This window comes from Kitasatospora paranensis (assembly GCF_039544005.1).
Taxonomy (GTDB): domain Bacteria; phylum Actinomycetota; class Actinomycetes; order Streptomycetales; family Streptomycetaceae; genus Kitasatospora; species Kitasatospora paranensis.
Genome location: NZ_BAABKV010000001.1, coordinates 7,775,536 through 7,793,235 on the forward strand (window position 1 = coordinate 7,775,536; position 17,700 = coordinate 7,793,235).

The following is a 17,700-nucleotide window of genomic DNA, read 5'->3' on the forward strand; positions in this document are numbered from 1 at the left end:
CCCGCCCCTTGCCCCGGGCGCCCGCCATGCCGGTCCGCGGCCTGCCCGTGCCCGCCCACCCGGATTGCACGCATCATCGCCACGGGAAGAACTCGGTTCGGCGACCGTTCGCGCACCGGACCGTGACCGCCCCGCCGCCGAAGTGATCACCGGCCGTGACGGGCGCGGGCGATCACCCGGCGGCGGGCTCGGCCGGTGGCGGGGGCGGCGTCCAGGTGGTGATCCGCAGCGAGACCACGTAGGACACCACCACGGCGACGATGACCAGCGGCATCACGGTGAGCCCGTCCGAGCCGAGCAGCAGGGTGGCCAGCAGGACCGCGGTCATCGGCAGCTTGAGCATCGCCACGGCCATGGCCCCGATGCCCATCGCGAACCCCGCGGTGATGTTCAGCCCGGGCAGGTGCGAGAGCGCCAGTCCGCCGGCGGCCCCCACGAACATGGACGGGAAGATCGGGCCGCCGCGGAACGCGCCCAGGGACAGGCAGTAGGCCGCCGACTTGCAGAGCACCAGCATCACCAGCGCGCCGGCCGAGTAGGTGGCGCTGTCGGACAGCAGGGGACCGAGCGCGTCCTGGCCCGAGTAGAGGATGCCGGACGCGGGCTTCCCGGTGGCCTCGGCATAGCCGAGCGCGACCGCGCCGACGGCTGCGCCGACCAGCACGGTGACCGGAATCCGCCGCCGGTCCGCGTGCACCTGGAGCCGCAGCGCGAGCCGCCGGATCCCTTCGCCGACGACGGCGGCCGCCAGTCCCACCACGATCGCCCACCCGAACTCGGCGATGTCCGGCCGCGGGGCGTGCGGCACCTGGTGCAGCGCCAGCGAGTACGTGCCGAGACCCGTCCACGAGCCCAGGCCGGTGAAGATGAGCGACCCGACACCGGCTGCGAGCAGGCCCGGCACCAGGACGATGCCGAGCATCGGGCCGCTCAGGCCCGACGCCTCCATGAGGAGGAACGCACCCAGCAGCGGCGAGCCCAGCAGCTCGCTGATCGCGGCGAAGCTCCCCGCCGCCCCGATCACCGAGACCACGGTCGGCGGAGGGTTGCGCCGCACCAGCCGGACGGCGGCCACCGCCAGCCCGCCGCCGAGGGCGATCAGCGGTGCCTCCGGTCCGAGCACGGCGCCGAGGCCGAGCGTGGCGAGCGCCGCGAGGGCGATACCGGGAATCGCCGCCACCGACGGCGCGCCCGAGGTATTGAGCCCCTCGGCCGGCTTGTGGCCGCCGCCCCCGGGCAGGTAGCGGACGGTCGCGCCGACCAGCAGGCCGGCCACCGTGAGCAGCGGCACGGCCCACCAGTCGGGCGTGCCGTGGAACCCCAGCGAGCGCGGCAGGTCCGTCCAGGTCAGCGACTGGAGCTCGGAGACGAGCGCCAGGAAGCCGAACGCCGCGGCCGAGATCGGCACGCCGATGACGGCGGTGATCACCAGGACCACGACGTAGCCGCGGCTGCGCACGATGGCGAACGGGTTCGGCGGCGCCGCGGTGGGCTCTCCGACCGGCTTGGCCGGCATGTGCATCGTCTCCTCGGCCGTCGGGACTCTCGGCACCGCTCCGCCCCGGGCCGGGCCCGGGGGCACCACCTGGCAGCCGGTCAGCCGGCGGGGACGTCCTCCGCGGGCAGTTGCCCGGTACGCACCGCCTCCACGAGCGCCCGGTGGTCGCGCTCGTTCTGGTCGGCGTACGCCTCGGCGAAGTCGACGAGCGCGCGGTCGAACGCGTCGCCGCCGCCCAGGTAGGCGGCGATGGCGATCCGGTCGCCGGACCGTGCGTGGGCGCGGGCCAGGGTGACCCCGCACAGTTCGCCGAACGCCCGCATGCCGGTGGGCACCATCAGCTCCGGCGTCACGATGCCCTTCCAGTCGCGCAGTTGGCGGATGTAGAAGTCGCGGCGCTTGCCGTCGATGCCGTCCACCCGCTCCCAGCCCAGGAAGATGTCGCTGGCGGCCTGCATCAGCCGCTGGCCGGAGACCACCCGCTCGCCCTGGTTGCGGTACCGGCTCGCCCCGACGTGGGCCGCCAGAACGGAGGCGCCGGCCTCCTTGGCCTGGAGGAACAGCGGGTCCTGCCCGTCCCGGCCGAGCAGCAGGAAGATCCAGCAGCGGGTGCCGACGCTGCCCACGCCGACCACCTTGCGGGCGACGTCCGCCAGTCGGAAGTCCTCCAGCAAGTGGCGCCGGTCCGAGGCCAGCGTGCGGCCGTAGCGTTCGATCAGGCCGCGGAACACCTCCTCCAGGGCGGTGCGCTCCACGTCCGGGAGCAGGTCCGCGATGGGGACGAGCAGCGGGGCGTCCGGCGCGATCCGTACCTCGCCGTCGACCACCTCGGAGAGCTTCTCGAAGACCTGCAGGCTGTCCTTGGTGCGGGCCTTGGCCATCGCGCGGTCGAGGTTCTTCTGGGCGCGCTTGTGCAGGTGCTCGGTGGCCAGCTCCCGGAGGCGGTCCTCGTCCATCCGCGCGTACCAGACGTCCAGGTTGCGCATCCCCGCGAAGCGGATCATCGCCTCGCGGTACGAACGCACCGTCGCCTGGACGATGCCGGCGCGCTCCTTGTCGTCGTAGTCGTTGGCGCGCCCCGCGATGACCAGGCTGGCGGCCAGCCGCTTGACGTCCCACTCCCAGGGCCCGGGCAGTGTCTCGTCGAAGTCGTTGATGTCGAAGAGCAGTTGGCGCTCCGGCGAGGCCAGCAGCCGGAAGTTCAGCATGTGGGCGTCGCCGCAGAGCTGTGCCTTGATCCCCGAATCCGGCGAGCCGGCCAGGTCGGACGCCATGATGGCGGCGGCTCCCCGGTAGAACCGGAACGGCGACTCGGTCATCCGGCCGTAGCGGATCGGCACCAGCTCGGGCACGCGGGTCGCCGACTGGGCCTCCAGGATGGCCAGCGGGTCCGGACGGCGCTTCGGCGGCACGAACTCCGCGTGGGCGGACCGGGGCGAGCGGCGCCGGGCCTCTTTGCCGCGGGCCGTCCGCTCCTCGGGCGTGGCGTGCGACACCGAGCGCATCGCCGTGGTCGAGTCCTGGGGCATCGGAGGCCCTCCTTGCCTGGCCGTGCGGCCGTCGAGGCGCCCGGGGTCACCGTGCGGTGGCGTGAGCGGGCGGACGCGGTCGCCGGACGGGTGCGCGCCCATCTCAGATCATCGCGGGCACGGCGGGTTCCGGCCTGTTGTGACCCGCGTGTCGGGTGCGGCGCCCGCCGTGGTGCGGCCCGCGGGCGGCGGCCGCACCACCCGTACGCGCATCCCCGGTGGTGGGGCGTCACCGGTGCGTTTCTCCTGGGAGGGACGACCGGCCCGGCCGTCCCAGGGCGGCCGGGCCGGAAGGACCGAAGCTGGGAGTGCACCATGCCGCCGAGCGAGTCAGACCCCGAGTCCGGCACGCCTGCCGAGGGCGGGCCCGAACACGTGCGGCCGCCCGAAGAGGGCGAGCCCACGGTGGCCGGACATCCGGTTCCGCCGAACCGGCCGACCCAGCCGAGCCCGACCCCGCCGAGCCCGACCCCGCCGAGCCCGACCCCGCCGAGCCCGACCCCGCCGACCCCGACACCGGTGACCCCGGCCGTCCCGCCCGCAGCGGCCGCGCCGACCCCGCCGCCACCGGGGCGGCCGGCAGCGTCCGAGGCCCCGACGACCGCCGGGCGCAGCGAGGTCGACATGCTGCATGCCCGGATCGCGGCGCTGGAAGCGGCCGCCCCGCCACCGCGGAAGGAGCACCACCGGCTGCGGACCTCCGGCTCGGTGGTGCTGATCGTCATCGCGTCGCTGCTCTCCATGCTCGCCGTGATCGCGGTCTGGACGAGTGACATCGTCGGCAACACCGACCGCTACGTCAGCACCATGGCACCGCTGGCCACCCAGCCCGACGTCCAGGACGCCGTCACCAACCGGGTCACCCAGGTGGTGCTGGACCAGATCGACGTGAAGGCACTGGTCCAGCAGCTGTCGGACGCCGCGGCCCAGCAGGGCGTGCCGCCGAACGCCGCCAAGCTGATCGGCGGGTTGACCGGCCCGATCACCAGCGGGCTCACCGACCTCGTCCACTCGACCGTCCAGCGGGTGGTCACCAGCAGTCAGTTCGAGACGGTGTGGGTGGAGGCGAACCGCCTGATCCACACGTCACTGGACAAGGCGCTGACCGGCAAGGGCGGCGGCGCGGTGTCGCTGAACAACAACCAGGTGTCGATCGACATCGCGCCGATCGTGGACCGGGTCAAGACCCAGCTGGTGGACGCCGGGCTCGGCGTGGCCGCGCGGATCCCGGAGGTGCACACCAACTTCGTCGTGTTCGCCTCCAAGGACATCGGGAAGGTCAAGACCTACTTCCGGCTGCTGGAGGTGATGGGCGCCTGGCTGCCGATCATCACCGTGCTGATCGCCGCCGTCGGCGTCTTCCTCGCCGTGCACCGGCGCCGCGCGCTGATCGGCGCGGGCATCGGCATCGCCCTCGCGATGCTGCTGCTGGGCATCGTCCTCACCGTGTTCCGGGCGTTCTACCTGGACCACCTGCCGCCGGGTGCGAACCAGGCGGCGGCCGGGGCCGTGTACGACACCCTGATCCGCTTCATGCGGGCGAGCGTGCGCGCGATCTTCGCGGTGGCCGTGGTGACAGCCCTCGGGGCCTTCCTGATCGGCCCGTCGAGATTCGCCGTCGCCGTCCGCACGGCCTGCCGCCGGGTGATCGCGGCCATCCGCGACTCGCTGTTCTCGCTGGGGATGAAGCTGGGGCCGGTCGGCCCGTTCGTGCACCGCTTCAAGCGGTGGATCGGTATCGCGATCCTCGTGGTCGCGGCGCTGGTCCTGGCCTTCTGGAGCTACCCGACCTCGGCCGTGGTGGTGTGGATCACCGTGATCGTGGCGGTGGCCTTCGCCATCCGGGAGTTCCTCGACACGGGTGCGGACGGACCGGCCGCCGACCGGCCGGGTCGGCCGCCCGGATCCGGCGGCACCCCGGCGGCGACGGCCTGACCGCCGCCCCGCTGACGGACCGCACCACGTGCGGCGGTCCGTCGGCGGGCCCGGCCGGTGAGGCCGGCCCGGTGGGCCGTGCGGCCGCAGAAGGCACCGCCGTAGCCGACGATGTCGACGCTGCCGCTGAGCGAACCGTCCGGACCCGCATCCACCTGCAGGCTGCCGGAGATGGGGGAGTACGGGCAGGCCGCCAGGCCGGAGCTGACGGTGTAGTGGTTGCCGAGGGTGGCGGCGATGCGTTCGTCCGGCCGCAGCGTCACCCGTGCGCCGACGACCTCGACGTAGCCCAGGTCGAGGTCCGCGGCATTGGCGCCCGGGTTGCAGCCGGAGTTGCTGCCGAACCAGATCGCGCCGGGCTGCGGATCGGCGGCGGGCATGCCGGAGATCAGGCACACGTCGAGCGGGTTGACGCCGATGGTGGTGCCGATCCGGCTGATGGTCGCGACGATCCGCACCGTCCCGGTACGCCGGAAGGACTGCCCGCCGGCGGTTCCGCTGATCGCGACGTCGTACGTGCCGCGACGGGCGGCTCGGAGCCGGCCGTGTCCGAGCCGCCCGTCGCGGCCGCGTCGGCGGTGTCGTCGTCGGCAGGGGTCCCGGTGTCCTCGGGGCTCGCGTCCCCGGTGGTGTCGGGGGAGGGCGGCGCGGTCGGGGAGGGCGGGTCCGTCGGCGTCGGGGCGGGGGAGTCGGACGGCCCGGTGGGGGAGTCCGACGGGGACGCGGACACGGCGGCCGCCGCCGTCCCGTCCGGTGGCGGCGTGCTGCCGCAGCCGCTCGCGGCCACGGACACCAGGACCGCCGCCGCCCACACCGGATGAGTTCTTCGCCCTGCCATGATCCTCCAGCCGGCCAGGGACCCTCGGCGTCCGTGCTTGCGCGTCGCAGCCGAGCGTGGCGGGCCCGCGGCCGGCTGCCGGACGAAGTGGCCGAACCGTTTCGGCAGGGCCGGACGGTGAGCTCCCGGCGGCCCGGCCGGTCAGCCGATCCGGCCGGAGCCGCCGCTGCCGGGGACGGCCGGTGCCCAGGTCGGCGCGGCGGCGGCCCGGCCGGGATCGGGCTCGCGCATGGCCAGCCGCATGCCGTCCTCCCCGGCCGTCCCGTCCAGGCGCATGGTGATGTCCTTGACCTGGCCGGTGGCGTGGAAGTACAGCACGACCGTCTGGCGGTCCTCGCCCGCGTCGTAGAAGTCCGCGGTGACCTCGCCGCGGGCGCCCAGGCCGAAGGCGTTCACCCAGTTGGCTGCGGTCGCCCGGTGCTCGTCGGCGGTGCCGTCGGAGGTCGCCATCGACGCCAGCCGTCCGGCCTCGCCGTCGCCCAGCCGCCAGACCACCTGCTGGGCGACGGCGAGGGTGTCGGCGGCCGGGTAGCCGACCACCTTCAGGTGCGGGTGGCCCGCGTAGTCGGCGGCGTACTCGAGCTCCCGGTCCGAGGGCCCCGAGCAGCCGGCGAGTCCGGCCCCGCTCGCGGCTCCGAGGACGGCGACGACCCCGAGGGCTGTCCGGCGCCGGGCGGGTATGGCGTGCGTGCGCACCGTGCTCTCTCCTGCGGGACTCGTGCGGACTGGTGCGGGATGTCCGGCGGGGCGGGCCCCGGCGTCGGGGCACCCTACCCCGCCCACCCGGGCGAACGCGCCTGCAGCGCGGTGGGTGTGACGGCGCCCCAGGCCGCGCGCACCGGGGCCGGGACCGCCGCGGGGCCGGCGGCACCGCACATCGGTACGGCCGGGGCGGCCGTGACAAGGGCGGCGAGCAGCGCGCGCTGCGGACGGATCGACCGCGGCGCGGGACGAGCGGTGGAAAGGGCGGTGGAAAGGGCGGTGGAAAGGGCGGTGGAACGCGGGGTCGAACGTGGCGGCGACGCCACGGCGGTGGTCCTTCCGGGCCGGAGTTCTGAACTGATTCCGGCACCGAAGGCAGGGAGCACAACGGGTGGTCGGCGTCCCGCACGGGAGTGCACCCTGCGGGTCCCCCGCACGCACTACGCGTAGCGGTCGGGGCCCGGACCCGTCACCCCGCGGCGGCCCGGATCAGCCCTCGACGGCCATCCGGGCGCCCAGGAGCAGCAGCACCCCGCCGGAGACCTGTTCGAGCCGCTTGCGCACGCCGGCCCGGGAGATGATCCTCGTCATCCTGCCGACGAACCACACGTACAGCGCGTAGTAGCCCACCTCGAACACGGCCCAGACGGCGGCCAGCGCGACCATGGTCGGCAGGTGCGGCGACCCGGCCGGGACGAACTGCGGGAGGAAGGACATCGCGAAGACCGCGGCCTTCGGGTTGGCCAGGTTCAGCAGCAGTCCGGCCCGGTAGGACGCCCAGCCGGAGCGGGCCTGCACCTGCTCCGCCTGCTCCTCGCCCGCCCCGCCGCGCCGGGCCGCCAGCAGTGTCCGGACCCCGAAGACGATCAGGGTGACGGCGCCGACGATCCGCAGCCCGTCGTAGGCGAGCTGCGAGGCGGCCAGCAGGGCGGTCAGCCCCAGTGCGGCGACGACGCCCCAGACGAACACGCCGCTCTCGTTGCCGAGGACGGTCAGGAAACCCGCCCGCCTGCTGTGCAGGGACTGCCGGATGATGAGCATCGTGCTGGGGCCGGGCGACGCCGCGATCAGTGTGCAGGCGCCGAGGAAGGGGAGCAGGGTGCTGAGCATGCGCCCATGGTGAGGGCGGCCGCCGAAGGTGTCCAGCGGCTTTTCCGGCGCACGGCCCGCCGCCCGCCGCCGCCTCCCCGCCCGTACTCCGTCCACGCTCCGCCCGCTCGCCGTCAGCCCGCCGCCTCCCCGCCGTCCGCCGTCCCGGCCAGGCGGCGGGCCAGGAACCGCCGTTCGGCGTCCGTGCCCGCCAGGGCCAGGGCCTCGCGGTAGGCGGCCGCCGCCTCCCCGCGCCGGCCGAGGCGCCCCAGCAGGTCGGCCCGGGCGGCGGGCAGCAGATGGTGGCCGGCGAGGGAGCCGGTGGCCGCGAGTGCGTCGAGCAGCCGCAGCCCCGCCGCCGGGCCGTCGACCATCGCCACCGCGACGGCCCGGTTCAGCTCCACCGCCGGGCCGCCCGCCACCCGCGCCAACTCGCGGTACAGCAGGGCGATCTGCGCCCAGTCGGTGTCGGCCGCGATGCCGGCCTCGGCATGGCAGGCGGCGATGGCGGCCTGGATCTGGTACGGGCCGGGGCGCCGCAGCCGAAGCGTCCGGTCGAGCAGTGCCAGACCCTCGGCGATCCGGGCGCCGTCCCAGCGGGAGCGGTCCTGGTCGGCCAGCAGGACGGGGTCGCCCGCCGCGTCGGTGCGGGTGGCACGCCGGGCGTCGTGGAGCAGCATCAGGGCGAGCAGCCCCTGCGCCTCGGGGTCGTCCGGCCGGTGCACGGCGAGCTGCCTGGCCGTCCCCAGCGCCGCGTCCGTCAGGTCGGGGCGCAGCAGACCGGGGCCGGCGGTCGCCGCGTACCCCTCGGTGAACAGCAGGTGGAGTACGGCGAGGACGGCCGGGACGCGCTCGGGCGGCAGGTCGTCCGACGGCACCTCCAGCGGGATCGCCGCCCGGCGGAGGCCGCTCCGCGCCCGGAACAGGCGCTGGCCCATGGTGCGCTCCGACACGAGGAACACCCGGGCGATCTCCGCGGTGCCGAGACCGGTCAGGGCGCGCAGCGCCAGCGCCACCCGGGCGGGCATGGCGAGCGCCGGGTGGCAGCAGCCGAAGAGCAGCCGCAGCCGCTCGTCCGCCTCCCCGGACGGTCCGCAGGCGGCCTCCCCGGACGGTCCGCAGGCCTGCTCGGCGGGCGTGCTGCGGGCCAGCTCCCGCAGCTTGGCGGCCTCGGTCGTCCTGCGGCGCAGCACGTCGAGGGCGCGGTGCCGCGCCGTGGTGGTGACCCAGGCCGCGGGACGGCGCGGCACACCGTCCCGCGGCCAGTGCTCCAGGGCCCGGGCGAAGGCGTCCTGGACGCACTCCTCGGCCAGCTCCCGGCCGCCGGTGACCGGGAGCAGCGCGGCCACCATGTGGTCCCACTCCTGCCGGTACACGGTGGCGACCGCTGCCGTCACGGCGTCCAGAACGGCCACACCTCGACCACCCCGAACCGGGCCATCGGGTGCCCGGCGGCGACGCCGACGGCCTCGTCCAGGTCGGCGCACTCGATGATGTCGAATCCGCCCAGCTGCTCCCTCGCCTCCGCGAACGGTCCGTCGGTGACCAGCACGTCGCCGCCCCGGACCCGGACGGCGGTGGCGTCCGCGGCCGGGCGGAGCCGTTCGCCGAGCAGCCGGACCCCGCGGCTGTCGTTCTCCTCCACCCATGCGGTGGGGTCGAGTTCGGCCTCATCGGCGTCGACGGGCCCGTCGGTGCAGATCAGCAGCAGGTACTTCACCGGTTCTCCTCGGTCGTGGGTCGGACGTCCATGCCGCGCTCGGCCGCGGCCACCATCGCGGCCACCGTGGCAGCCATGCTGCCGTGCAGGGCCGACAGCCGTCGGGTCAGTGACGCGGGGTCGGCCTGCGCCCCGGTACGGGCGCCGGAGCGGCCGGGGCCGTGGACGAAGGCGTGCCGAACCACCGTCCGGCCCGGTTCGCCGGCCGGTGCCAGGTCGTACCGCCAGATCGAGGCGGGTCGCGCCGCGTCCCCGCTGTCGTCCAGGCAGATCCAGGCGAAGACCGCCGGCCGGACGGCCTCGGTCACCACGCAGGCCACCGTGGCGGTCCCGCCGTCCGGGTAGCGGTTGTGCCCCTCGAAGCGCGCCCCGGCCCGCGGCCCCGGCGGTCCGTCCGCCGACCAGCCCGCCCCGACGCACTCGGGGCTCCACTCGCCGATCCGCGTCACGTCGCTGACGAGGTCCCAGAGCCGCTCCGGCGCGAGGTCCACCGTCACCGTCACCTCCACCCGGGCGCCGGTCACCGTGTCGTCCATGGGTTCTCCCTACCCGTTCGTCCCTGTCCCGCCCCTACGACGAACGGGACCGCCCGATCTCTACCGCCCTCCGCAAGGTGCCCAGGGGCGGCGTCACACCGCGGTCAGCAGGTCGCGGACGCAGCCACGCAGCCAGGCGTGGGCCGGATCGGCGTCGTGCCGCGGATGCCAGGCGAGGCAGAACGGCAGCGCCGGCAGGTCCAGCGGGATCTCCACGGCGACCAGCCCGAGGGCGTCCACCAGGCCCTGGCTGCGCCGGGTGGCCAGCCCGACGAGATCGGTGCTGCGCAGCACGAACAGCGCCGCCGGGTAGCTCGCGAGACTGCCCACCACCGTACGGGAGAGGCCGAGTTCGGCGAGCGCGGTGTCGATCGGGCCGTGCAGCCGGCCGCGCCGGGACACTCCGAGGTGCTCGCCCGCGGCGAAGCGGGCCGGGGTGAGCGGGCCGTCCAGCAGCGGGTGCCCGGTCCGGACGACGGCCATCATCCGGTCGTCGTAGAGGTGTTCGACGTGCACCTCGGGGGCGGTGGTGTCGATGACGCCGACCTCCAGGTCGGCGGCGCCCGAGCGCAGGGACGGCGCGTCGACGTGGCTCTCGCCCAGGAAGTGCAGTCGCACACCGGGTGCCTCGGCGGCGGCACGGGCGAACAGGTCGGCGCCGTGCGCCGCCGCGAACGCCTCGTGCGCGAGCACGGTGAACCGGCGGCTGAGCGTACGGAGGTCCACCCGGCCGGCGGCGGAGAACAGGCCGCGGGCGCGGTCGACGACGGCGCGGACCTCCGGATGGATGGCGAGGGCGTGCGGGGTCGGGACCATCGTCCGGCCCGCGCGGACGAGCACCGGGTCGCCGAGTGCCCGGCGGATCCGGCCGAGGGTCCGGCTCATGGCGGGCTCGGACAGGTGCAGCCGCGCGGCGGCGCCCGAGACGCTCGCCTCCTCCACCAGGACGTCCAGGGCGACCAGCAGGTTCAGGTCCATTCCGGATTGCATTTCGCGCATTCCTCCCTTGCACACCTTGCACTGGATGCAATCCAACACCGGCCCTACGGTGGACGTCGACCCCTTGCCGTCCGCTCCCGGAGGAGCTCCCTTGTCCATGCCCGAAACCGGTCCGGTCCTGCGCCGGTCCACCCTGCTCGCGATGTGCGCCTGCGTGCTGGTCGCCCAGAGCATGGTGGCCGCGATCAACCTGATGATCCCCCAACTCGCCGCCTCCGCCCTGCACCCCACCCCCAGCGAGCTGCTCTGGACGGTCGACGCCTACGTCATCGTCTTCGCCGGCCTGCTGATCCCCGCCGGCGCCTTCGGCGACCGCTACGGGCGGCGGCGCGCGCTGCTCGCCGGGCTCGCCCTGTTCGCCACCGGCGCCGGTCTGAGCGCTGCCGGCGGCACGCTGGGCTCCGTCCCGGCACTGGTCGCCGGCCGGGCTGTCTCCGGCGCCGGAGCGGCGCTCGTCATGCCCGCCACCATGGCCGTCCTGGTCCACCTGGCCGGGCCGCAGCGGCGTGTCCAGGCACTCGCCGCGTGGACGCTGGCGATCGGCCTCGGCGGCCTCGCGGGCAATGTCGGCGGCGGCCTGACCGCCCAGTACCTGCCGTGGGAGGCGCTGTTCTGGGCGATGGTCCCGCTGGCGGCGCTGCTCGCCGTCGCCGTGCGGGCCACCGTCCCCGAACTGCCCCGCCACCCCGCCGCGTCCGACCCGCTCGGCACCGTGCTGCTGGTCGGCGGCACGACCGCCCTGCTGTACGGCATCATCGAAGGCCCCTCGCACGGCTGGGCCTCGGCGCATGTCACGGCCGGCTTCGCGGCGGCGGCCCTGCTGCTCGCCGGCTTCACCGCACACGGCCTGACCGCGGGCAGGCCGCTGATCGACCCCCGGGTCCTCCGGTCTCGGCGGCTGCGGGCCGCGGTGCTCGGCACGGCCGCATCCTTCTTCGGCCTGTTCGCGCTCTTCTTCGTCAACGCGCAATTCCTGCAGTACGCCAAGGGCTACTCGCCGGCCCGGACGGGCTTCGCCATCGTGCCGCTCACGGTCGGCATGGCGCTGCTGCCCCGGCTCGCGGGCCGGATCCAGGCCCGGTACGGCGTCCGCCCGGCCGCGGCCGGCGGCCTGGCGCTGATCGGCGCGGGCCTGCTCGCCGTCTCCACCTGCGGACCGGCCACCCCCTACCCGCTGTACGCCCTGTGGCTGCTCGCCCTGTCGGCGGGCCTGGGACTGTCGGCGCCGGGCCTGACCCACACCGTGGTCTCCGAACTGCCCCCCGGGCAGGCCGGACTCGGCGCCGGCCTCAACACCGCCGCGCGGGAACTCGGCGCCGCCCTCGGCGTCGCCGTGGTGGGCACCGTGCTGGCCGGCCGCACGGGCGGCGCCGGACACGCCCCCGCAGGAGCCGAGTTCGCCGAGGCGATGGCGCTCGGGCTGCGCGTCGTCGCGGTGCCCGTCCTGCTGGCCGCCGCGGCCGTCGCGGTCGGCCTGCGCCCGGGCGGGCCGGGCGGGCGCCGTACCTCGGGCGCCCCGGCCCCGGAACCCCGGCACCGGGTCGGACCGGCAGCCTGACCCGTCGCCCGGCCGGAGTCGGCTGTCGGTGGTGGCTGGGATCCTGCCGGCATGGATGAGCAGCTGATGCGCGGCCGGGTCTACGGGGCGGACCACGACGATCCGGATCCGGGGCCACGGCCCGGCCGCGTCTACCGCGAGCTGGTGGCCGGGCCGCTGGACGGCCTCCTGCTGGACGTGACGGGGTGGACGGAGGACGAGCTGGCCCGGGGCGCCGGGCTGCCGACCGAGATCGGCGCCCACGGCCCGGGCGGCCGGGCCCGCTACGGCCCGCGCCCGGGCGACCCGCGCCGATGGGACTGGCAGGGCGACACACCCTGACCTCCCGCACCTCGCAGGGATCGGAGACCTGTCGACGGGGGCTGTCGAATCGGGGCCCGCCGTTCGACGTAAGGGTGTCGGGCAGCACCAACCACCTGGAAAGGACGGCCGCCATGGCCCAGTACGCGATCCTCATCCACGCGCGGACCCACGCCGAGGGGGCCGAGGCCGTCCCCGGGGCGAGGGAGGCCCACGACCGGCACTTCGAGGACCTGGTGCAGTCCGGTGTCCTGGTGGCGGCGTTCGCGCTGCAGCCGGCCGGGACGGCCACCTCGATCCGCGGCGACGTGGTGACCGACGGCCCGTTCCTCGACGCGAAGGAGGTCATCGCCGGCCTCGCCGTCATCGAGGCGCCCGACCTGGACGCCGCGCTGGAGATCGCCCGGGCCAATCCCGCCACCTGGCAGGGCGGAGGTGTCGAGGTGCGGCCCGTCGAGGGCGGCTTCGTCACGGACCGACCCGGCACGGCATGACGCCCGCGCCCGATGTCGCAACGGCGGTGGCCGACGCGCACCGTCGCGAGTGGGCCCTGGTGCTCGCCGCGACGGCGCGCGTCGCCCGCGACCTGGACGTGGCCGAGGAGTGCGTGCAGGAGGCGTACGCCGCGGCCCTGGCGGGCTGGGCCCGCGACGGGATACCGGACAACCCGGCGGCCTGGCTCACCACGGCGGCCAGGCGCCGCGCGATGGACGCGGTGCGCCGCGAGCGGACGCTGCGCTCCAAGCTCCCGCTGCTCGTCGTGCCCGGGGCGACGGAGGACGACAGGGCGGCCGACCGACCGGCCGCCGTCGAGCCGGAGGGCGTGGTGCCCGACGAGCGGCTGCGGCTGATCTTCCTGTGCTGCCATCCGGCGTTGACGCAGGAGGCGCAGATCGCCCTCACGCTGCGGCTGGTGTGCGGGGTGACGACCGCCGACATCGCCCGGGCGTTCCTGGTGGCGGAGCCGACGATGGCGGCCCGGATGACGCGGGCGAAGAAGAAGATCTCGGCCGCGCGGGTCCCCTTCAGGCTGCCGCCGGCCGCCGAGTTGCCCGATCGGCTGCGCGCGGTGCTCGGCGTGATCCATCTGCTGTGCACCGCCGGGCACACCGCGCCGTCCGGCGCGTCGCTGGTGCGTACGGACCTGGCCGATCAGGCGCTGCGACTGGCCCGGATGCTGCGGGAGTTGATGCCCGACGAGCGGGAGGTGCGGGGGTTGCTCGCACTACTGCTGGTCACCGACGCCCGGCGCGCCACCCGGGTCGACGCCGACGGTCGTCTGCTCCGACTGGAGGACCAGGATCGGTCGCGCTGGGACCGTCCGGCCCTGGCCGAGGCGCACGGCCTGATCGTGGACGGGCTGCGCGGCGGGCGACCGGGCCGCTACCTCCTGCAGGCGGCCATCGCCTCCCTCCACGCCGGGGCGCCGTCCCACGACCGGACGGACTGGCCGCAGATCGTGGCCCTGTACGACGCCCTGCTGGTGGTGTGGCCCTCACCGGTGGTGGCGCTGAACCGCACGGTGGCGGTGTCGATGGTCTCCGGGCCGGAGCGGGCACTGGAGGAGGTCGCGGAGTTGGAGAAGGACGGCCGGCTCGCCAGGTACCAGTACCTGCCGGCGATCAAGGCGGACCTGCTGCAGCGCCTGGGCCGCCCGGAGGAGGCCTCGATCGCCTACCGGCAGGCGCTGGAACTGACCGACAACGAGGCCGAGCGCGCATTCCTGACCGGACGCCTCGCCCGCCCGCACCAGGCGTAGCCGCCGCACCCGCCCGCGCACCGCCCGGACGCCTCCGCCCGCGCACGGGGGCGGGCGGGGCCGCCGGCCGGCTTGCCGAACCGGCCGCCGCCCACCTCCGGCGCCCGGACGCCCACGGCTTGCTCCAACGGGGTGTCAGGTCCACCTCCGCCTTCCGCAAAGCACATCTGACTGTCAATCATGCAGGTCGGAGGCGTCGTGGCCGGTGCCTGGCGGGCCTCCCGGACGGCCCGTCCGGGCCCTCGAACGGAGTCGTCCCGCCACGAACGGACCAATCGAGTGGCCCGAAGGCCGCTCCCGAGTGGCGGGTCTGAGCATGCCGTCTGACGGTTGGTGAAGTGCAGATGTGACGAAACGCGCTGACGAACAGTCGGCCATCACGTCGGTACTGAGAGGAATTCGTACTCATGCGTTCTACTCGTGTGCTCGTCATCGGCGCCGCGCTCTCCGCCTCGCTCGTGCTCGCCGCTCCCGCCAACGCCTTCGCCGAGGACGGCCACAAGGCGGACGCGAAGCCCGGCGTCACCGCGGACAAGAACACCGATGACAAGAAGGGCGAGGACAAGAAGGACGAGCACGGCAAGGGCGACCACGGCAGTGACCCGCGCGGCGGTGTCCACGCCGGTGGTGGCGCGCTCGCACTCTCGGCCGACGACCCGGCCGACAAGAAGGCCGACGACAAGAAGGCCGATGACAAGAAGGGCGAGGACAAGAAGGACGAGCACGGCAAGGGCGAGCACGGCGCCGACCCGCGCGGCGGCGTGCACGCCGGCGGCGGCTTCCTCGCCCTGTCGGCCGTCTCCGAGGACAAGCCCTCGATGGGCGGCGACAAGAACGCCGACCCCAAGGCCCACGAGGACAAGAAGGGCGAGGACAAGAAGGACGAGCACGGCAAGGGCGACCACGGCAGTGACCCGCGCGGCGGTGTCCACGCCGGTGGTGGCGGCCTCACCTCGTCCAGCACCGACGCCCTCGGCGCCGTGGCCCTGCTCCTCGGTGGCGCCGGCGTGACCACCTTCGCGCTGCGCCGCCGCTCGTCGGGTCGCTCCGCCACGGTCTGACCCCGCGGCATCCCCGTGCCGATGCCCGGTGCGGCCACCGTCCACGACGGCGGCCGCACCGGGGTCCGGCCACCCGTTCGCTGCGTGTGGAATCTCATGGAAGGCCCGTCCGATGTCCCCTGATCCCGCCGCCCCCGGCCCCGCGCACGCCGAGCGGCCCCCGAAGAGGGGCGTCCTGAGCCTGCTCTGCCTGGGCGTCGGGGCGATGGTCGCCGGTGTCGCGCTGTTCGTCGGTGCCCCGGACGGCGCCCCGGCCCGGGCCCCGCTCCCGGTGGCGGCCGCCGCCGCCCCTTCCGTCGCTGTCGCGTCCCCCGCCGCTCCCTCGGCGTCCGCGGCCCGCCCGGCGCCGGCCCCCGCCAAGGCCGCGCCCACGGCCCAGGCGATGGCCGCCTCCGCCCCCACCCGCCTGCGGATCAAGGCCATCGGCGTGGACGCCCCGTTCACCGGCCTGACCCTCGACCCGGCCTCCGGCGCGCTCAACCCGCCGCCGGTCGACAACAAGAACCTCGTCGGCTGGTACCAGGACGGCGTCTCGCCCGGCGAGAACGGCACCGCCGTGGTCGTCGGCCACGTCGACACCACGACCGGCCCGGCCGTGTTCCTGCTGCTCAGCAGCCTCAAGCCGGGCAGCACCGTCGACGTCGCCCGCGCCGACGGCAGCACCGCGACCTTCGCCGTCGACTCCGTCCAGGCCTTCGCCAAGGACGCCTTCCCCGACCAGCAGGTGTACGGGCAGGCCGCCGACCCCGAACTGCGCCTGATCACCTGCGGCGGCGCGTACGACAAGACCCGCAAGGACTACACCGACAACGTGGTGGTCTTCGCGCACCTCCAGTCCTCGACGCCCGTCGCGCACTGACCCCTGTCGCACGGACTGCCCGTCGCGCGCCGATCCGCCGCCTTCCGGCGGTGGCAGCGCCCGCGCCGCACACCCTCCCGCCCGGCGGGTCGGTGTGCGGCGCTGCCGTGCCGCCGAGCCCTGCGGGCCGCGGCGCGCTCAGGACCCGCCGGGCGGCACGGGCCGGAACTGCGGGCCGTAGGTCTGCTCGGTACCGGGCACCGGGATGTCCATCAGCCGGGTCGCGGGCCGCTCCAGGCTCCGCATGGCGCCGATCGCCCGGCCGAGGGCGCGGTGCCCGCCGCCGTCCCAGGCGGCCTCCAACTCGGTGAGCACCGTGGTGTAGTGGGCGTCGCACTGGTCGAGCAGGCGGCGGACGGCACGGGCCGGCGAGGGCCAGCCGCCCGCCGGGACGACGGCCATCGGCCGGACGTCCGGGAACGGCAGGGCGTCGCCGGAGAACTCCCAGGCCCCGTCGACCTGGCGGAGCAGGCGCTCGTTGTAGATCTCGCCGAAGGCGTAGTAGTGCCCGAGCATCGACCGGCCCACCGCACTGTCCGGCGACGCGGCGGTGCCCTCGCCCTGTTCCCTGATGGTCTCGACGGCCCTGGCCACGTCGCTGAGCCGGCCGACCGGTTCGAGCAGGTCGGCGCCGATCCGCTGGCGGAGCTGCCCGTCGGTGCTGAGCGGGGGTTCACGTCCTCGAAGGCCGCGGTCAGCGCGGTGTAGAAGGCCCCGATGCTCGGCGCCCCGGCGGCGCGGGTCAGCGGCTTCTCGGGACGCTCGATGCCCATCATCACGTCGCGCACGGAGTCGCGGCTCAGGCCGCCGAGATAGACGGTCAGATCCTGGCGGACGCCGCCGGGCAGCCTGCTGGGGTAGGCCATCGCGGCCTCGACGACGCGGGGCCGGCCGCCCACGGCGACCAGCATGTTGCAGACGAGTGCCATGTGGAACATCTCGTCGTGGACGATCTCCTGGATCAGCCTGGCCGGCGCGCTGGAACGGTCCCTGACGGACCACCAGCCACAGAGGTAGGGAGGGATGGTGGCGAGTTCGAGCGCCAGTGCCATCTGGAGCGCGTCCTGGATCCACGGCAGGTCCCGCTGCTCGCCGGGGACGGCCAGCATCCGGGCGACCGCCCCGTGCGCAGGTGCCGCTCCGGTCGGCTCCGCGGTCCCACCGGTCGCGCCGGTCGCGCCGGCGGCACCGGCCGGCCCGAGGACGGCGGGCACCGCCCCCGCGGCCGCGCCGAGAAACCCCCGCCGGCCGAGCAGCCGTTCCGTACGGATCGGCTCGGTCGCCTCGGTCATGCCGTCTCCCTTTCGAGCGCGTACC

The 17,700-nt window shown here is 75.1% G+C and carries 17 protein-coding genes and 1 pseudogene; 8 read left to right on the top strand and 10 right to left on the bottom strand.

Going from position 1 to position 17,700, the window contains the following annotated elements:
* Positions 1-172 precede the first annotated feature (172 nt).
* Together ABEB13_RS36900 and ABEB13_RS36905 are read right to left on the bottom strand one after the other, a co-directional pair.
* Positions 173-1,516 (bottom strand): chloride channel protein, encoded by a 1,344-nt coding sequence (locus tag ABEB13_RS36900; RefSeq protein WP_345708996.1) that lies wholly within the window; start codon positions 1,514-1,516, stop codon positions 173-175.
* A gap of 80 nt (positions 1,517-1,596) precedes the next feature.
* Complete coding sequence (locus tag ABEB13_RS36905) at positions 1,597-3,027, bottom strand: DUF2252 domain-containing protein (protein WP_345708997.1); 1,431 nt, start codon at positions 3,025-3,027, stop codon at positions 1,597-1,599.
* A gap of 624 nt (positions 3,028-3,651) precedes the next feature.
* On the opposite strand from ABEB13_RS36905, the gene ABEB13_RS36910 reads away from it, so the two are divergent.
* Positions 3,652-4,962, top strand: coding sequence for a hypothetical protein (locus ABEB13_RS36910; RefSeq protein WP_345708998.1), 1,311 nt, complete (start codon positions 3,652-3,654; stop codon positions 4,960-4,962).
* Positions 4,963-5,507: 545 nt separating this feature from the next.
* Entirely contained in the window at positions 5,508-5,783 is a 276-nt protein-coding gene (locus ABEB13_RS36915; RefSeq protein ID WP_345708999.1) for a hypothetical protein, read from the top strand.
* 158 nt (positions 5,784-5,941) lie between these two features.
* Here ABEB13_RS36915 and ABEB13_RS36920 read toward each other — a convergent pair whose 3' ends face one another.
* From ABEB13_RS36920 to ABEB13_RS36945, 6 genes are all read right to left on the bottom strand, one after another.
* A complete protein-coding gene (locus ABEB13_RS36920; RefSeq protein WP_345709000.1) occupies positions 5,942-6,496 on the bottom strand; it encodes a hypothetical protein in 555 nt (184 codons plus the stop codon).
* A gap of 495 nt (positions 6,497-6,991) precedes the next feature.
* Positions 6,992-7,612 carry a LysE family translocator gene (locus tag ABEB13_RS36925; RefSeq protein ID WP_345709001.1) on the bottom strand — a complete coding sequence of 207 codons (621 nt, stop codon included), beginning with the start codon at positions 7,610-7,612 and terminating at the stop codon, positions 6,992-6,994.
* A 113-nt stretch (positions 7,613-7,725) separates the two neighbouring features.
* Entirely contained in the window at positions 7,726-8,943 is a 1,218-nt protein-coding gene (locus tag ABEB13_RS36930; protein WP_345709957.1) for an RNA polymerase sigma factor, read from the bottom strand.
* Positions 8,944-8,984: 41 nt separating this feature from the next.
* A complete protein-coding gene (locus ABEB13_RS36935) occupies positions 8,985-9,311 on the bottom strand; it encodes a YciI family protein (RefSeq protein ID WP_345709002.1) in 327 nt (108 codons plus the stop codon).
* Complete coding sequence (locus ABEB13_RS36940; protein ID WP_345709003.1) at positions 9,308-9,847, bottom strand: SRPBCC family protein; 540 nt, start codon at positions 9,845-9,847, stop codon at positions 9,308-9,310. Before ABEB13_RS36940 ends, ABEB13_RS36935 begins: the two co-directional genes overlap by 4 nt.
* 93 nt (positions 9,848-9,940) lie before the next feature.
* Positions 9,941-10,846, bottom strand: a complete 906-nt coding sequence (locus tag ABEB13_RS36945) for a LysR family transcriptional regulator (protein WP_345709004.1) — start codon at positions 10,844-10,846, stop codon at positions 9,941-9,943.
* Positions 10,847-10,943: 97 nt separating this feature from the next.
* Here ABEB13_RS36945 and ABEB13_RS36950 point away from each other — a divergent pair, with 97 nt between their 5' ends.
* From ABEB13_RS36950 to ABEB13_RS36975, 6 genes are all read left to right on the top strand, one after another.
* Positions 10,944-12,404: an MFS transporter gene (locus ABEB13_RS36950; protein WP_345709005.1), complete on the top strand. Its 1,461-nt coding sequence runs from the start codon at positions 10,944-10,946 to the stop codon at positions 12,402-12,404.
* A 51-nt stretch (positions 12,405-12,455) separates the two neighbouring features.
* Positions 12,456-12,725: a hypothetical protein gene (locus tag ABEB13_RS36955; protein WP_345709006.1), complete on the top strand. Its 270-nt coding sequence runs from the start codon at positions 12,456-12,458 to the stop codon at positions 12,723-12,725.
* A 113-nt stretch (positions 12,726-12,838) separates the two neighbouring features.
* A complete protein-coding gene (locus ABEB13_RS36960; RefSeq protein ID WP_345709007.1) occupies positions 12,839-13,198 on the top strand; it encodes a YciI family protein in 360 nt (119 codons plus the stop codon).
* The gene (locus ABEB13_RS36965) at positions 13,195-14,463 is read left to right on the top strand and encodes an RNA polymerase sigma factor (RefSeq protein ID WP_345709008.1); all 1,269 of its coding nucleotides are present in this window, start codon (positions 13,195-13,197) and stop codon (positions 14,461-14,463) included. The genes ABEB13_RS36960 and ABEB13_RS36965 overlap by 4 nt, the downstream gene beginning before the upstream one ends.
* A gap of 407 nt (positions 14,464-14,870) precedes the next feature.
* Entirely contained in the window at positions 14,871-15,524 is a 654-nt protein-coding gene (locus ABEB13_RS36970) for a hypothetical protein (RefSeq protein WP_345709009.1), read from the top strand.
* A gap of 112 nt (positions 15,525-15,636) precedes the next feature.
* Positions 15,637-16,383, top strand: coding sequence for a class F sortase (locus ABEB13_RS36975; RefSeq protein ID WP_345709010.1), 747 nt, complete (start codon positions 15,637-15,639; stop codon positions 16,381-16,383).
* A gap of 138 nt (positions 16,384-16,521) precedes the next feature.
* Here the strand turns inward: ABEB13_RS36975 and ABEB13_RS36980 are convergent, their stop codons facing one another.
* Both ABEB13_RS36980 and ABEB13_RS40955 read right to left on the bottom strand, forming a co-directional pair.
* A complete protein-coding gene (locus ABEB13_RS36980; protein WP_345709011.1) occupies positions 16,522-16,977 on the bottom strand; it encodes a ferritin-like domain-containing protein in 456 nt (151 codons plus the stop codon).
* Positions 16,978-17,102: 125 nt separating this feature from the next.
* Positions 17,103-17,675, bottom strand: a pseudogene (locus ABEB13_RS40955) (ferritin-like domain-containing protein); the annotation flags it as partial.
* Between the last annotated feature and the right edge of the window lie 25 nt (positions 17,676-17,700).